14 protein-coding genes are annotated in these 13,078 nt (G+C 61.2%); all 14 read right to left on the reverse strand.

Going from position 1 to position 13,078, the window contains the following annotated elements; all coding sequences use genetic code 11:
- Positions 1–64: 64 nt before the first annotated feature.
- Positions 65–805, reverse strand: a complete 741-nt coding sequence (locus WI754_RS12345; RefSeq protein WP_349433709.1) for an SDR family NAD(P)-dependent oxidoreductase — start codon at positions 803–805, stop codon at positions 65–67.
- 133 nt (positions 806–938) lie between these two features.
- On the reverse strand, positions 939–2,429 hold the full coding sequence (gene purF / locus WI754_RS12350) for an amidophosphoribosyltransferase (RefSeq protein WP_349433710.1): 1,491 nt from the start codon (positions 2,427–2,429) through the stop codon (positions 939–941).
- A gap of 155 nt (positions 2,430–2,584) precedes the next feature.
- Positions 2,585–3,199, reverse strand: a complete 615-nt coding sequence (locus WI754_RS12355) for a CvpA family protein (RefSeq protein ID WP_349433712.1) — start codon at positions 3,197–3,199, stop codon at positions 2,585–2,587.
- Positions 3,200–3,435: 236 nt separating this feature from the next.
- Positions 3,436–4,839 carry a DNA repair protein RadA gene (gene radA / locus WI754_RS12360; protein ID WP_349433714.1) on the reverse strand — a complete coding sequence of 468 codons (1,404 nt, stop codon included), beginning with the start codon at positions 4,837–4,839 and terminating at the stop codon, positions 3,436–3,438.
- Complete coding sequence (locus WI754_RS12365; RefSeq protein WP_349433715.1) at positions 4,839–5,156, reverse strand: type II toxin-antitoxin system RelE/ParE family toxin; 318 nt, start codon at positions 5,154–5,156, stop codon at positions 4,839–4,841. Before WI754_RS12365 ends, radA begins: the two co-directional genes overlap by 1 nt.
- Positions 5,146–5,409, reverse strand: a complete 264-nt coding sequence (locus WI754_RS12370) for a type II toxin-antitoxin system ParD family antitoxin (RefSeq protein WP_349433716.1) — start codon at positions 5,407–5,409, stop codon at positions 5,146–5,148. Before WI754_RS12370 ends, WI754_RS12365 begins: the two co-directional genes overlap by 11 nt.
- 54 nt (positions 5,410–5,463) lie before the next feature.
- Positions 5,464–6,624 carry an alanine racemase gene (gene alr, locus WI754_RS12375; protein WP_349437803.1) on the reverse strand — a complete coding sequence of 387 codons (1,161 nt, stop codon included), beginning with the start codon at positions 6,622–6,624 and terminating at the stop codon, positions 5,464–5,466.
- A 132-nt stretch (positions 6,625–6,756) separates the two neighbouring features.
- Entirely contained in the window at positions 6,757–7,401 is a 645-nt protein-coding gene (locus tag WI754_RS12380) for a TerC family protein (protein ID WP_349433718.1), read from the reverse strand.
- A 144-nt stretch (positions 7,402–7,545) separates the two neighbouring features.
- Complete coding sequence (locus WI754_RS12385; protein WP_037121452.1) at positions 7,546–9,045, reverse strand: replicative DNA helicase; 1,500 nt, start codon at positions 9,043–9,045, stop codon at positions 7,546–7,548.
- 395 nt (positions 9,046–9,440) lie between these two features.
- Entirely contained in the window at positions 9,441–10,016 is a 576-nt protein-coding gene (gene rplI, locus WI754_RS12390) for a 50S ribosomal protein L9 (RefSeq protein WP_349433719.1), read from the reverse strand.
- A 24-nt stretch (positions 10,017–10,040) separates the two neighbouring features.
- Complete coding sequence (locus tag WI754_RS12395) at positions 10,041–11,018, reverse strand: DUF2232 domain-containing protein (RefSeq protein ID WP_349433721.1); 978 nt, start codon at positions 11,016–11,018, stop codon at positions 10,041–10,043.
- A gap of 204 nt (positions 11,019–11,222) precedes the next feature.
- Positions 11,223–11,471: a 30S ribosomal protein S18 gene (gene rpsR, locus WI754_RS12400; RefSeq protein ID WP_037107250.1), complete on the reverse strand. Its 249-nt coding sequence runs from the start codon at positions 11,469–11,471 to the stop codon at positions 11,223–11,225.
- Between the two features lie 12 nt (positions 11,472–11,483).
- Positions 11,484–11,933, reverse strand: a complete 450-nt coding sequence (gene rpsF / locus WI754_RS12405) for a 30S ribosomal protein S6 (protein WP_056332059.1) — start codon at positions 11,931–11,933, stop codon at positions 11,484–11,486.
- 264 nt (positions 11,934–12,197) lie between these two features.
- Complete coding sequence (locus tag WI754_RS12410) at positions 12,198–12,758, reverse strand: GrpB family protein (protein WP_349433722.1); 561 nt, start codon at positions 12,756–12,758, stop codon at positions 12,198–12,200.
- Positions 12,759–13,078: the final 320 nt, after the last annotated feature.

A 13,078-nucleotide genomic window follows, 5' to 3' on the forward strand; every position in this document is an offset into this window, starting at 1 on the left:
GTTGCCATCAAAAAAGCCGCTGCGAGCGACCCGCAGCGGCTTTTTTCATTCTGGTATCCAGTGATCAATCCGGCAGCCGATAGTCGACGATCCGGTTTTCGCGCAGGATGAAGAGCTTGCCGGTCTCCGTCTGGTCCGGGCCGACCAGCGGCAGCAGCTTGGCGGCGACTTCCGAAGGATGCGGCACGGTTGATGGGTCCTCACCGGGAATGGCTTGCGCCCGCATGGCGGTGCGGGTCGCGCCCGGATCGACGCTGAGGATGCGCAGCGGCAGGCGTTGCGTCTCGCCGGCCCAGGTGCGTGCCAGGGCCTCGACTGCGGCTTTGGAGGCGGAGTAAGGCCCCCAAAACGGCTTGCACTTGTGGGCGGCGCTGGAGGACAGGATGAGTGCACGGCCAGCGTCCGACTGTTGAAGCAGCGGATCGACGGAGCGGATCAGCCGCCATGTCGCGGTGACGTTGATGGTCATCACCTTCTCGAACACCTTGGCCTCGACATGACCGATCGGCGAGATGACGCCCAGCAAGCCGGCATTGGCAACGAGGATATCGAGCTTGCCCCAGCGCTCATGGATGGCGCCGCCGAGCTTGTCGATCGCTGCCATGTCGGCAAGATCGAAGGGAACCAGTGTCGCCGGCAATCCGCCGGCGGCCTTGATCGCGTCGTCCAGCTCTTCCAACCCACCGATGGTGCGGGCGCAGGCGATCACCTGGGCGCCGGCTTTGGCCAGTTCAAGCGCGGTGAAATAGCCGATGCCGCGCGATGCGCCGGTGACCAGTGCTATGCGGCCCTTGAGATCGATCATGTCTGGGTGGCTCCGAATTCATTGATGCGGCCCTGCTGTGCCACACGTCTGGGCGAAGACGCAAGACATGGTGCGGCAGGTTCAAGAGCCGAAGGGCAGTTTCCTCGAATCCTTTCCGATTCGAGGAACAGCGTCAGCCGTTGCTGGCAAGAACCGATAGCTTGAGACCGGCAGTCTCGCCATTCTTGTCCAGAAGCCGGGTCGGATAATCACCGGTGAAATAATGATCGGTGAACTGCGGACGGGCCGGATTGCGGTCTTCGCCGCCGACGGCGCGATACAGGCCGTCGATCGTCAGGAACTCCAGCGAGTCGGCACCGATATATTTCGCCATCGCCTTGACGTCGGCATACTGGTTGGCGAGCAGCTTGTCGGCATTCGGCGTGTCGATGCCGTAGAAATCGGGATAGAAGATCATTGGGCTCGCAACGCGGACATGGACTTCGGTTGCGCCCGCATCGCGGATCATCTGCACGATCTTCAGCGAGGTCGTGCCGCGCACGATCGAATCGTCGACCAGCACGACGCGCTTGCCTTCGATCATGGCGCGGTTGGCCGAATGCTTCAGCTTGACGCCGAAGGCGCGGATCTGCTGCGTCGGCTCGATGAAGGTGCGGCCGACATAGTGGTTGCGGATGATGCCATATTCGAAGGGAATGCCGCTCGCCTGGGCATAACCAAGTGCCGCCGGCGTGCCGCCATCCGGAACCGGTACGACCACGTCTGCCTCGACCGGTGATTCCTTGGCGAGATTGATGCCCATGTTCTTGCGCGCCACATAGACGCTGCGGCCGCCGACGACCGAATCGGGACGGGCGAAATAGACGTACTCAAACAGGCAGAGCCGTTCCGGCTGAGGGTTGACCGGCTTGCGCGCATCGATCTGGATCGAACCATCGGGCTGGATTTCGCAGATGATGACTTCGCCGTTCTCGACGTCGCGGATGTATTTCGCGCCAATGATGTCGAGCGCGCAGGTTTCCGAGCAAAAGATCGGCTTGCCGTCGAGTTCGCCCATGACCAGCGGCCGAATGCCGGTGGGGTCGCGCGCGGCAATCAGCTTGGTGCGCGTCATGGCGAGCATCGAATAGCCGCCCTCCATTTGCCGGATGGCGTCAATAAAGCGGTCTGCCGTCGAGCTATGGCGCGAGCGGGCAATCAGGTGAAGCACGACCTCGGTGTCCGAGGTCGACTGACAGATGGCGCCGGTCGCAATGATCTGGCGGCGAAGCGTCAGGCCGTTGGTGAAGTTGCCGTTATGGGCAATGGCGATGCCGCCGACTTCCAGTTCGGCAAACAGCGGCTGTACGTTGCGCAAGGCGACTTCGCCGGTGGTGGAGTAACGGGTATGGCCGATGGCGATCGAACCGGGCAGCTTTGCCAGGATCGCCGGATCGGTATAGTGGTCGCCGACCAGGCCCATGCGCTTTTCGGTACGGAACTGCTTGCCGTCGAAGGTGACGATGCCCGCCGCTTCCTGTCCACGATGCTGCAGCGCATGCAGGCCGAGCGCAGTGAGCGTCGCGGCGTCCTGGTGCCCCAGGATGCCGAAGACGCCGCATTCCTCGTGCAGCGTATCGCCATCGAATTCGTCGTTGATCTCTTCGGATCGCAAATGGGTCATCGCTGTTGGCCTTTATCCTAAGGGCAGGAACGCGTTGCACATATTGTATCGGGTCATCGGCCCTTCAAGCCACAAGGACTTGAGGGAATTGCATGTCATCATTGCAAAATGGACAGAGCCCGCCGGAGCGGGCCCTCGTTTTCCATTGCTCGGCCCTAGCCGTTGGTCGCCGCGCCATTGGTTGCGGGCGTTTCTTCGGCCGGCGGCTGGGTGGTCGCGCCGCCAGTGCCTTCGTTCTCGCCTTCGCCGGTCGTATCCTTGCCGCGCAGGCGGTCGAGGATCGTCGCATCGGCATTTTCCGGCAGCAGCGCTATCAGCTTGCCGCCGAGATTGTCGAGCAGCGGCTTGGATTTCGCTGTCGTCACCCAACCCGGCTGCTGTTGCGGCGCGACCAGCCAGTTGAAGAACAGCATGGCGACGACGACCAGCAGAATACCGCGGGCAGCGCCAAAGAGGAAGCCGAGCGTCCGGTCAAGCGCGCCGATACGGCTGTCGATGATGAAATCGGCGATCCGCATGGTGATGAACGAGATGACGATCAGGGCGACGAGGAAGACCACGCCGGCCGAGCCGATCATCGCGACGGTGTCGCTGCTCGTGTAATTCTTCGCATAGGGCAGGAGAAAGGGGTAGAGGAAGTAGGCAGCGGCCGCGGCGCCGACCCAGCTTGCGACCGACAGCACTTCCCGGGAAAAGCCGCGGACCATTGCCAGGATGGCCGAGAAAAGCGCGACGCCGAGAACGATACCGTCGAGAATTGTAATGGGCATATTGTCCTACTCCGAAACCGCCTGCTGCGCCGCGCGTCCAATCGGACGCGCAAAGGACGCAGCAACCCCTTTGTATCTGCTGCATAGTTTAAATCGAGCGCGATTTAAAAACTATGCAGCGCGACCCCACGCTGATTTTCCGCGAACCATATATCATCACGCCGGAAGCGTCTTTCGATGGTTCATCGTTGAACACTGTTTTCACCGGAATTCGCCGGTTTTACGCGGCGTTTTCCTCAATCATCGTTGTCTGCCTGCTTCAAGGCTCCCTTCGAGCCGGCGATGCGCGCCACCAGATCCGGCAGGCTTTCCATCTCGCTCCAGCTCATGCCGTTGCCCTTGGGCAGGTCGGCGGAGGCGGAGGGCAGGACGGCCTGTGAAAAGCCGAGCTTTTCGGCTTCTTTAAGGCGCTGCGCTGTATGGGCAACCGGCCGGATGGCGCCGGACAGACTGACTTCGCCGAAATAGACGCAATCGGAGGGAAGGGCAAGACCGGCAAGCGACGAAACCAGCGCCGAAGCGACAGCAAGATCGGCTGCGGGCTCGGAAATTCGGTATCCGCCCGCGACGTTGAGATAGACATCGTGCTGGCCGAGCCGCACACCACAATGCGCTTCCAGGACCGCAAGGATCATCGCCAGCCGCGCCCCGTCCCAGCCGACGACGGCGCGGCGCGGCGTGCCAAGCGACGTCGGCGCAACCAGCGCCTGGACCTCGACCAGTACCGGACGCGTTCCCTCCATGCCGGCAAAGACGGCGGCACCCGGAGATTTCGCGTTGCGCTCGCCGAGGAAAAGCTCCGACGGGTTGCTGACTTCGCGCAGCCCCTTGTCCGACATCTCGAACACGCCGATCTCGTCGGTCGGGCCAAACCGGTTCTTGACGGTGCGGAGAATCCGGTAGTGATGGCCGCGATCGCCTTCGAAATAGAGCACGGCATCGACCATATGCTCGACGACGCGCGGACCCGCGATCTGGCCTTCCTTGGTGACGTGGCCGACGAGCACCACCGTCGCTCCCGTCTGCTTGGCAAAACGGATCATCGCCTGGACGCCGGTGCGCACCTGCGTCACCGTGCCCGGGGCCGAATCGACGATGTCGCTCCACAGGGTCTGGATGGAATCGATGATGACGAGATCGGGCCGCTTGCCGTCACCCAGCGTCGCCAGGATGTCCTCGACATTGGTTTCAGCCGCCAGCAGCACGTCGGTATCGGCCGCCCCCAGTCTTTGAGCTCGCAGGCGAACCTGCGCCACCGCTTCCTCGCCGGAAACGTAGATGATCCGATGCTTGCGCCGCGACAATGCCGCTGCCGCCTGCATCAGCACAGTCGATTTGCCGATGCCGGGATCGCCGCCGATAAGGACGGCCGAGCCGCGCACGAAACCGCCGCCGGTTGCCCGGTCAAGTTCGGAAATGCCGCTTTGAATGCGCGGCGCGTCCTCGATCTCGCCGGACAGGGTGGTCAGCGCCACCGGCCGGCCCTTTTTCGGCGTCTTGCCGGGCCCGCCGCCGATGCCGCCCATCGGGTCTTCTTCGACGATGGTGTTCCACTGGCCGCAGCCTTCGCATTTTCCAACCCAGCGGGGATGAACGGTGCCGCAGTTCTGGCAGATGAATTGTGTCCGGGCTTTCGCCATCAAATTTCGCTTTCGGGGAAGTCTTCGGAGGATATGTCCTGGCGGCCGTGGAGGATGCGGACGATGAAGGTATGGGATTCCTCGATACGGAAATAGATGCAGCGGTCGCGATAAGGCAAACCGCGGAGACTCTGACCGATTTCATCGCGCGTCACGCCTGTAAAGCCGCTGCGTGCGATTGAACGAATTTTCAGGTTAATGTCGAGAATGAAGCTGGCGGCCGCGTCTGGATTCCTTGCCGCGATATATTTGAAGATTGAACGAAGGTCCGCACGAGCTGCCCGCGAGAAGATGGGTTTGCGGGACTTAATCGTCATGCTGCCCGTGCATTATATCGTTCAGCAGCGCCTCGCCGTCTTTGTACTCGTATACGCGGCCAGCGGCGATGTCGTCGTCGCCTTCCTTGATCAGCCGCTTCAACTCCGCAAGCTTCGTCTCATCCCGCTCCAGCAGCCGCAATCCCGCGCGCACGACTTCGCTCGCATTGTTGAAACGGCCGGACCTCACCTGCTCCTCGATGAAGCCGTCGAAGTGATCGCCGATGACGAAGGATTTTTTCGCGTTGGACATGGGGAAACTCCTTTGCCGTCAAACTAACACAAGGTGGGAACAGTTCCTACCTGTCTATGACTCGATATAGGTGCGATCATAGCGATGCCCAAGACTCGTCAGCATCTCGTAGCCGATCGTGCCGCCAGCCCGCGCCACATCGTCGACCGCGACGTTATTGCCAAAGAGCTCTATGTAGTCGCCCGGACGGACCGCATTTTCCGGCAGGTCGGTAACATCGAACAGGCTCAAATCCATCGTCACGCGTCCGAGGTGCGGAACTTTATGGCCGTTAAGGAAACCGAATGCGCCCGACGGTCTCGCCTGCCGCAAGGTCACGCCGCCGCCCGACACCGAGCGGTGATAGCCGTCCGCATAGCCGATGGCGACGATTGCCACGTGGCTGTCGCGGGAAAATTGCGCCGAGGCGCCGTAGCTTGCGGTTTCGCCTGACCGGACGCTGCGAATCTGGATGATGCGGGCCTGCGCCGTCACCACAGGTTTCATCGGATTCGCTACGCCGTTGACAGCCTCGCCGCCATAGACGGCAATGCCGGGGCGGGTCAGGTCGAAATGGAAATCCGGTCCAAGGTGAACGCCGGCCGAGTTGGCCAGGCTTGATTCGATACCTTCGAAAGCAGCGGTAACTGCCCGGAATGACTCGAGTTGCCGGCGGTTCAGCGGATGGGCCGGGTCGTCGGCGCAGGCGAGGTGGCTCATCACCAGGATGGGCGAAAAGCTTGCCGGGCGGGCCGGGTCGTTTGCCAGCGCCAGAGCCTCGGACGCGTTCAGTCCCAGCCGGTTCATGCCGGTATCCACATGCAGCACGCAAGGGTGATCACCGCGTTCCGACAGTACCGACATGAAGAAGGCCAACTGTTCTTCGGAATTGATGATCGGAACCAGGCTGTTGTCGAAGAAAAGCTGCTCGTTGCCGGGCCACATGCCGGCGAGGATGTAGATGCGCCCGTCCGGCACCAGCGGACGCAGTTCCGCGCCCTCCTCGGCATTGGCGACGAAAAAATCCCGGGCACCGGCGGCGTAGAGCGTTTCCGCGGCCGGCTCGATGCCGATGCCATAGGCATTGGCTTTCAGCACCGCCGCAGCCCGCGCCTTGCCGGACAGTTTGTCCATATTGCGCCAGTTGTCGGCAAGCGCACCGAGATCGATAATCAACCGGTTGGAGGCGGCATCAAATGCGGGAAGGGTGGAGGAGGGATCGTGCGATTGGGCCATGGCAAAAGGGATACAGCCAAGCGTCCCCAACTGCAATTGCAGCGTTCGCGGAAGCAGCAAGTCTGTAGCCGCTTCCCGGCGTATTTTTCACAGCGGCAACCGGCGGTCTTCCCGCCGGCAACCATTCGCCGATTACATGAACGACGAGGTCAGAATCGGCTCCACTTCCATGAAGCCTTCGTAGATCATCTTCAGTGCAACGAAGAGGATGATGGCGAGACCGACATAAGAAATCCAGTGATAGCGGTGCAGCAGCTTGGCGATAAACGATGCGGCGACACCCATCAGCGCGACGGACACCGCAAGGCCAATGATGAGGATGTTGGGGTGTTCGCGCGCGGCACCGGCAACGGCGAGCACGTTGTCGAGCGACATCGAGACGTCGGCAACGACGATCTGAATGGCGGCCTGTTTCAGCGTCTTGCGCGGCGCGCGATTGCCGACCACGCCGTTTTCGTCGATATCCTCACCGGTCAGCGTTTCCAGACCTTGGGCTTCTTCCTTCGCGGTGGTTCTGATTTCACGCCACATCTTCCAGCAGACCCACAGGAGCAGGATGCCACCGACGAGCAGCAGGCCAAGAATTTCGAGCAATTGTGTCGTGAGCAGCGCAAAGGCGATACGCAGCACGGTCGCCGCCGCGATCCCGATCAGGATCGCCTTGCCGCGCTGCTCCTTGGGAAGACCGGCTGCCGCCAGACCGATGACGATGGCGTTGTCGCCTGCGAGCACGAGGTCGATCGCAAGCACCTGCAGCAGCGCGATTAAGGCGTCCATGAAGAGATTTCCCCAGACTAGAGACGTTGGACCACGGCCATTGCAGCCGCGGCTATTCAGCTAATTTTGTTTTCGCTTATCCGGAAGTCCGGCAATTTGCAACGTGGCGAACCCCATTGACCCTCCGGAAGCGGTCTTTTCCAATCAATGCTCGTACTGTGTGAAGGACGGATCGGCGAGGTCGGTGAAGCGGGTGAATTCCGACTGGAAGGCGAGCTTGACGGTGCCGGTCGGCCCGTGACGCTGCTTGGCGATGATCACGTCGGCGGTGCCCTTCACCTTTTCGAACTGCATCTTCCACTCTTCATATTTCGGATCGAACTCGTCGCGCGGCTCCATGTTCTTGACGTAGTATTCCTCGCGGAACACGAAGAGCACGACGTCGGCGTCCTGCTCGATCGAACCAGATTCGCGAAGGTCGGAGAGTTGAGGCCGCTTGTCCTCGCGGCTTTCCACCTGGCGGGAGAGCTGGGAGAGTGCGATGATCGGCACGTTCAGCTCCTTGCCTAGTGCCTTCAGGCCCGTGGTGATCTGGGTGATTTCCTGCACGCGGTTGTCGCTCGATTTGCCGGAGCCGGTCATCAGCTGGATATAGTCCACCACGAGGCAGTCGAGACCGCGCTGACGCTTGAGGCGGCGGGCACGGGCGGAAAGTTGGGCGATCGAAATACCACCGGTCTGGTCGATATAGAGCGGCACCTTCTGCATATGTTGAGAGCATGCCACGAGCTTCTCGAAATCGTGCTCGGAAATATCGCCGCGGCGGATCTTCGAGGAGGAGACTTCCGTCTGCTCGGAAATGATACGCGTTGCCAGCTGCTCAGACGACATTTCGAGCGAATAGAAACCGACGACGCCGCCGTTCTTCGCCTTCATCGAACCGTCGGCCTGCACTTCGCCTTCATAGGACGCAGCGATGTTGTAGGCGATGTTGGTTGCAAGCGAGGTCTTGCCCATGCCCGGACGTCCGGCAAGAACGATCAAGTCGGAGCGCTGCAGGCCGCCCATGCGGGCGTCGAGCGAGTGAATGCCGGTCGAGATGCCTGAGAGCGAACCGTCGCGCTCGAAGGCCTGCCCCGCCATGTCGATCGCCAATGCCACCGCGTCGTTGAACGACTGGAAGCCGCCATCGTAGCGGCCGGTTTCAGCGAGTTCGAACAGGCGGCGTTCGGCATCCTCGATCTGGCTCTGCGGCGGCATGTCGAGCGGCGCGTCATAGGCGATGTTGACCATGTCCTCGCCGATGGTGATCAGTGAGCGGCGCAGTGCCAGATCATAGATCGCCCGGCCGTAATCTTCCGCGTTGATGATCGAGACGGCTTCCGAGGCGAGACGGGCGAGATATTGCGCCACCGTCATGTCGCCGACCTTCTCGTCGGCCTTCAGGAACGTCTTGATGGTGACCGGGTTGGCGGTCTTTCCCATGCGGATGATGTCGCCGGCGACCTCGAAGATCTTGCGGTGCAATGGCTCGTTGAGATGAACCGGCTTCAGGAAGTCCGAGACGCGATAGAAGGCATCGTTGTTGACGAGAATGGCGCCCAGGAGCGCCTGCTCGGCCTCGAGATTGTTCGGCGCTTCGCGATACTGTGCTTCGGCCTGATCCTTGGCAATGGGGACAAGTCTGCGCGCTGCTTCGTTCATGGCGTTCCGTCTCTGTCTCGCGTGGTCTGATGGTTGCGGTACCCGATTTGCGAGCGTTGGGGCCAGGGGTCAAGTGTATCGCTGCAACAGCCGCCGACGCATTTGATCCGGGGGCAAGCCGTCACCGTTGTTCACAGGGTTCCGCTGCTGAACGCGAAAAATCTGTCGATACGGGCATTGGCTATTGACCGGATTTCTGATGCGAATCGCTGTCGTCAGCGGTTATTCTAACCTCGGTTCGAACCGGTCACAGGATTTTTTGGCGGCAACTGTCCGGCTGTCCACCGTTCAGGATGCAACCGCCCATCCTCAGACGCAGAAAGGCCCGCGGACGGGCCGCGGGCCTTTTTGTTCAAAACAGGCGCTGCGATCGGCGCCGCGTGCTTTTAAGAAGCTTATTCTTCTTCGGCTTCGAATTCAGCTTCCGGGTTGAAGAAATCTTCCGGCTTCAACGCGTCTTCGTCAACGCCGTAGATGGCGTCGGCAGAGGTGAGGCTTTCGCCCTTGAGCTGGCGTTCTGCTTCTTCAGCCGAACGGGCAACGTTCATCTGAACCTTGATTTCGACTTCGGCATGCAGGTGCAGGACGACGTCATGCAAGCCGATCGTCTTGATCGGGTTGTTGAGGTCGACCTGGTTGCGGCCGATGTTGAAGCCTTCGGCACCCAGAACTTCAACGATATCGCGAGCAGCGACCGAACCGTAGAGCTGACCGGTTTCGCCAGCCGAGCGGACGACGACGAAGGACTTGCCGTCCAGCTGTTCGGCAACGGTCTGGGCTTCGGACTTGCGCTCGAGGTTGCGGGCTTCCAGCGTCGCGCGCTCGGCTTCGAAACGCTTCTTGTTGGCTTCGTTGGCGCGCAGCGCCTTGCCGAGCGGCAAGAGGTAGTTACGGGCAAAGCCGTCGCGAACCTTGACGGTTTCGCCCATCTGGCCGAGCTTGGCGACGCGTTCGAGAAGAATGACTTGCATGGTGATGTCCTTTCGTTTGTCTGTTCAGAGGTCTTTTGTTTCAGTGTCAGTTGTTTTCCCTGCCGGCGACAGCGCGATGGCGCGCCGCGTGTCCATCAGACCCGACAGGAGAAAGAAGAATGCCGGCACCTGGAAGATCAGAACCGACATGTAGCCGATCCACAAAACGGGCAGCCGCCAGGACTTGCCGCGCGTGCGGAAATGGAAGACGGCGAACCCGGCAAGCAGGAAGCCCGCGCCGAAGGTGCCGCAGATGAGCGCGCCGATGATGGCCGGTGTGCCGCCCATGAAGGCGAGAACCAGGCCGCCGAGGAAGGCGAAGATGGAATAGCGGTGCATGCGCAGCGTCGATGGCATGTCCTCGCGCGGGCGCAGGCCTTTGCCTGAGGTCTGGACGATGCGGCTGGCGATGTAATAGGCCGCAAACAGGATCATCACCCAGAGGGCGCCGAACAAGAGCGGCCAGGCGACCTGGAAGAGGGACTTGATCTGCTCGACCACCGCCGGAGCAGGGTTGAGCAGCGGGTCCTGCGCCTTCATCGCGATCAGCACCTGATCGACCACGATGCTGGCGAAACGGTCATCATATCCCAGCGCCGCGCCAATGATGATAGCCGCGACCGTGACCAGCAGCACGAGGTGGGCGAGGATATCGGAGAGCGGATACCAGGCAAGCGCGTCCTTCGGGCCACCGATCTCGGAAGCCGGCCGTGCCAGATTGGCGAGGTGGCTGAGCCAGGCGGCCGGCGCAAGCATGAGGATCACGACGAAAAAGGCAGACAATGGGGAGGCAAACAACGCAAGGCCGAGGCCCGCGACGACAACGGCAACGGCGGCGGCGGCATTGCCCCAGCCGAGGCCGGCGATGAGAACAGGCAGCGCGGAAGCGATAACGAGCAGGATGGCAAAATACGACTGCGGCGTCGCCCCGAGCAAAAGCAGGGCGGCGGTAATGCCGGCAAGCGCGCCGGTCAGCAGCGATGTTGCATTCAGTGTCTTCACGGGTCGCTGTCCTGCTTATCAAGCAGTTAGAGGCGTTTCCTGATGAAGGAACGAAGCCTCAACATGGGTTTTAGCGCAAGTTTGCGCCGGCGTTTCCGATCCGCGCCCAACGCGGAAGGGAGAAGGTGAGGCGATGCCGGATGGCCGTTCGCCTCACCTTGAGTCAGCTTCCGTCGAGTCAACAGACTGACGGACGGTCAAGTCTTAGGACATGACGTAGGGCAGGAGGCCGAGGAAGCGGGCGCGCTTGATGGCCTGGGCCAGTTCGCGCTGCTTCTTCTGGGAGACTGCCGTGATACGCGAAGGAACGATCTTGCCGCGCTCGGAAATGTAGCGCTGCAGGAGACGGATGTCCTTGTAGTCGATCTTCGGAGCGTTGGCGCCGGAGAAGGGGCAGGTCTTGCGACGGCGATGGAACGGGCGGCGTGCCGGAGCGGACAATGTATCAGCCATGATCTTTTCTCCTTATGCCCGGTCTTCGCGCGGACGGCGCGGACGGTCTTCACGATCACCACGGTCCGGGCGCGGACCACGGTCGCCGAAGCCGCCACGGTCAGGACGGTCGCCATCGCGGCGCGGACGGTCGTCGCGGTCGCGCTTCTGCATCATGGCGGACGGGCCGTCTTCATGCTTCTCGACAGCGATGGTCATGTAACGAAGAACATCTTCGTTGATGCGCATCTGGCGCTCGACTTCGTGAACGGCCGGTGCCGGAGCATCGATGTCCATCAGAACGTAGTGAGCCTTGCGGTTCTTGTTGATGCGATACGTCAGGGACTTGAGGCCCCAGTTTTCGACGCGCCCGACTTTTCCGCCGTTAGCTTCCAGTACACCCTTGTACTGTTCGACGAGAGCGTCGACCTGCTGAGCGGAAATATCCTGCCGGGCAAGGAATACATGTTCATAAAGAGCCATGATGGCCAAGCCTTTCTTGCGTTAATCGTCACCCGGACCCCAGCGGCTAAGCCTCAACGACTGTTCTATTGGCTGCGGACAGCCGGCAAGAAAGTGTTGTTTCGAGACGGTCGAGAGCGGAGACACGGGAGGCTGGACCCCTTTAGGTCCTGACAGGTTTCTAAGGGAAACCGGCCCTCCGTTCAGCCACCAGCCAGAAGACCGGATGTTGCGAACAGCGCGCTTATACGCATTTTCGGCCAGGAAGCAAGGGGCGAGGGGAAATTAGCACGGGGCCGCGTGGCCTGCGCGCTCCATCCGTAGCGCTATTCTACGTACACGCTCGGTGGATGCCTGCCGCACGGTCCTCGCGACGAAGTCGGATTTGCCGCCAGTGTAGAATTTCCAATCGCCATCTGCCTCCGCTGCCAGCTTGCCCTTCAGTGCTGCATATGCGGCGGCGGCGTCCGGGTGCGTGCGGAGCCAGTCCCGAAACAGGACGCGGTTGTCGTGCGTGACGTTTCCCGGCCCGCAGAGGTAGAGGCGGGTCCCATAGGATCGGTGACCCGAGGTGAAGGTCCACATGCCATCGCCGTAAGGATCGCCATGAAAGGTAAACTCCGCGAGCGACTTCACGCGCTCGACCGCAGCAGGGACCAGTGTTTCACTGAGAAGCACTGCATCGATGTCGATCTTCGGCTTCGCCGGCAGGCCGACGACCGAGGTGCTCCCGATATGGTGGATATCGTTCACCATATCGCCGATAAGCGTCAGTATCCGAGACTTGTCCCGCTCGAATAGCCCAGGCCATGCCGGATCGTAATCGACAACCTTTATTGTGCTCATTTTGGGCATCATATGGTTCAAGTTATGGTTGCACAGTGCCCGATTCTCAAAGCGCGCGGAAGTGGGCAACGCCTTCGTCCACGCGCGGAAAACCGCCGTGGTTTTCAAAGAGCAGTTCGGACGGGGTGCTGAAAGCTGCCTCGTAGGAATAGAATAGGTGACACCTTTCGGCGCCCCGTTCGGCGGTTTCTGCCCGCAAACGCGTTCCGCTACGGCCTCGTCGGCCCTCTGCGCGATTGCATGCCCGCAGCAGCAGCAGCAGCATCGGCCTGCGGAGGGGAACCTTCTTGCGAACCCCGGCCTCGGGGACTTCCGTCCTT

It is taken from the genome of Pararhizobium sp. A13 (assembly GCF_040126305.1).
In the GTDB taxonomy this organism is placed as follows: Bacteria; Pseudomonadota; Alphaproteobacteria; order Rhizobiales; family Rhizobiaceae; genus Pararhizobium.

What these genes read in the sequence shown, in the direction of transcription:
- WI754_RS12345 (WP_349433709.1), bottom strand. Translation starts at nt 805, where the DNA reads ATGATCGATCTCAAGGGCCGCATAGCACTGGTCACCGGCGCATCGCGC.
- purF (WP_349433710.1), bottom strand. Translation starts at nt 2,429, where the DNA reads ATGACCCATTTGCGATCCGAAGAGATCAACGACGAATTCGATGGCGAT.
- WI754_RS12355 (WP_349433712.1), bottom strand. Translation starts at nt 3,199, where the DNA reads ATGCCCATTACAATTCTCGACGGTATCGTTCTCGGCGTCGCGCTTTTC.
- radA (WP_349433714.1), bottom strand. Translation starts at nt 4,839, where the DNA reads ATGGCGAAAGCCCGGACACAATTCATCTGCCAGAACTGCGGCACCGTT.
- WI754_RS12365 (WP_349433715.1), bottom strand. Translation starts at nt 5,156, where the DNA reads ATGACGATTAAGTCCCGCAAACCCATCTTCTCGCGGGCAGCTCGTGCG.
- WI754_RS12370 (WP_349433716.1), bottom strand. Translation starts at nt 5,409, where the DNA reads ATGTCCAACGCGAAAAAATCCTTCGTCATCGGCGATCACTTCGACGGC.
- alr (WP_349437803.1), bottom strand. Translation starts at nt 6,624, where the DNA reads ATGGCCCAATCGCACGATCCCTCCTCCACCCTTCCCGCATTTGATGCC.
- WI754_RS12380 (WP_349433718.1), bottom strand. Translation starts at nt 7,401, where the DNA reads ATGGACGCCTTAATCGCGCTGCTGCAGGTGCTTGCGATCGACCTCGTG.
- WI754_RS12385 (WP_037121452.1), bottom strand. Translation starts at nt 9,045, where the DNA reads ATGAACGAAGCAGCGCGCAGACTTGTCCCCATTGCCAAGGATCAGGCC.
- rplI (WP_349433719.1), bottom strand. Translation starts at nt 10,016, where the DNA reads ATGCAAGTCATTCTTCTCGAACGCGTCGCCAAGCTCGGCCAGATGGGC.
- rpsR (WP_037107250.1), bottom strand. Translation starts at nt 11,471, where the DNA reads ATGGCTGATACATTGTCCGCTCCGGCACGCCGCCCGTTCCATCGCCGT.
- rpsF (WP_056332059.1), bottom strand. Translation starts at nt 11,933, where the DNA reads ATGGCTCTTTATGAACATGTATTCCTTGCCCGGCAGGATATTTCCGCT.
- WI754_RS12410 (WP_349433722.1), bottom strand. Translation starts at nt 12,758, where the DNA reads ATGAGCACAATAAAGGTTGTCGATTACGATCCGGCATGGCCTGGGCTA.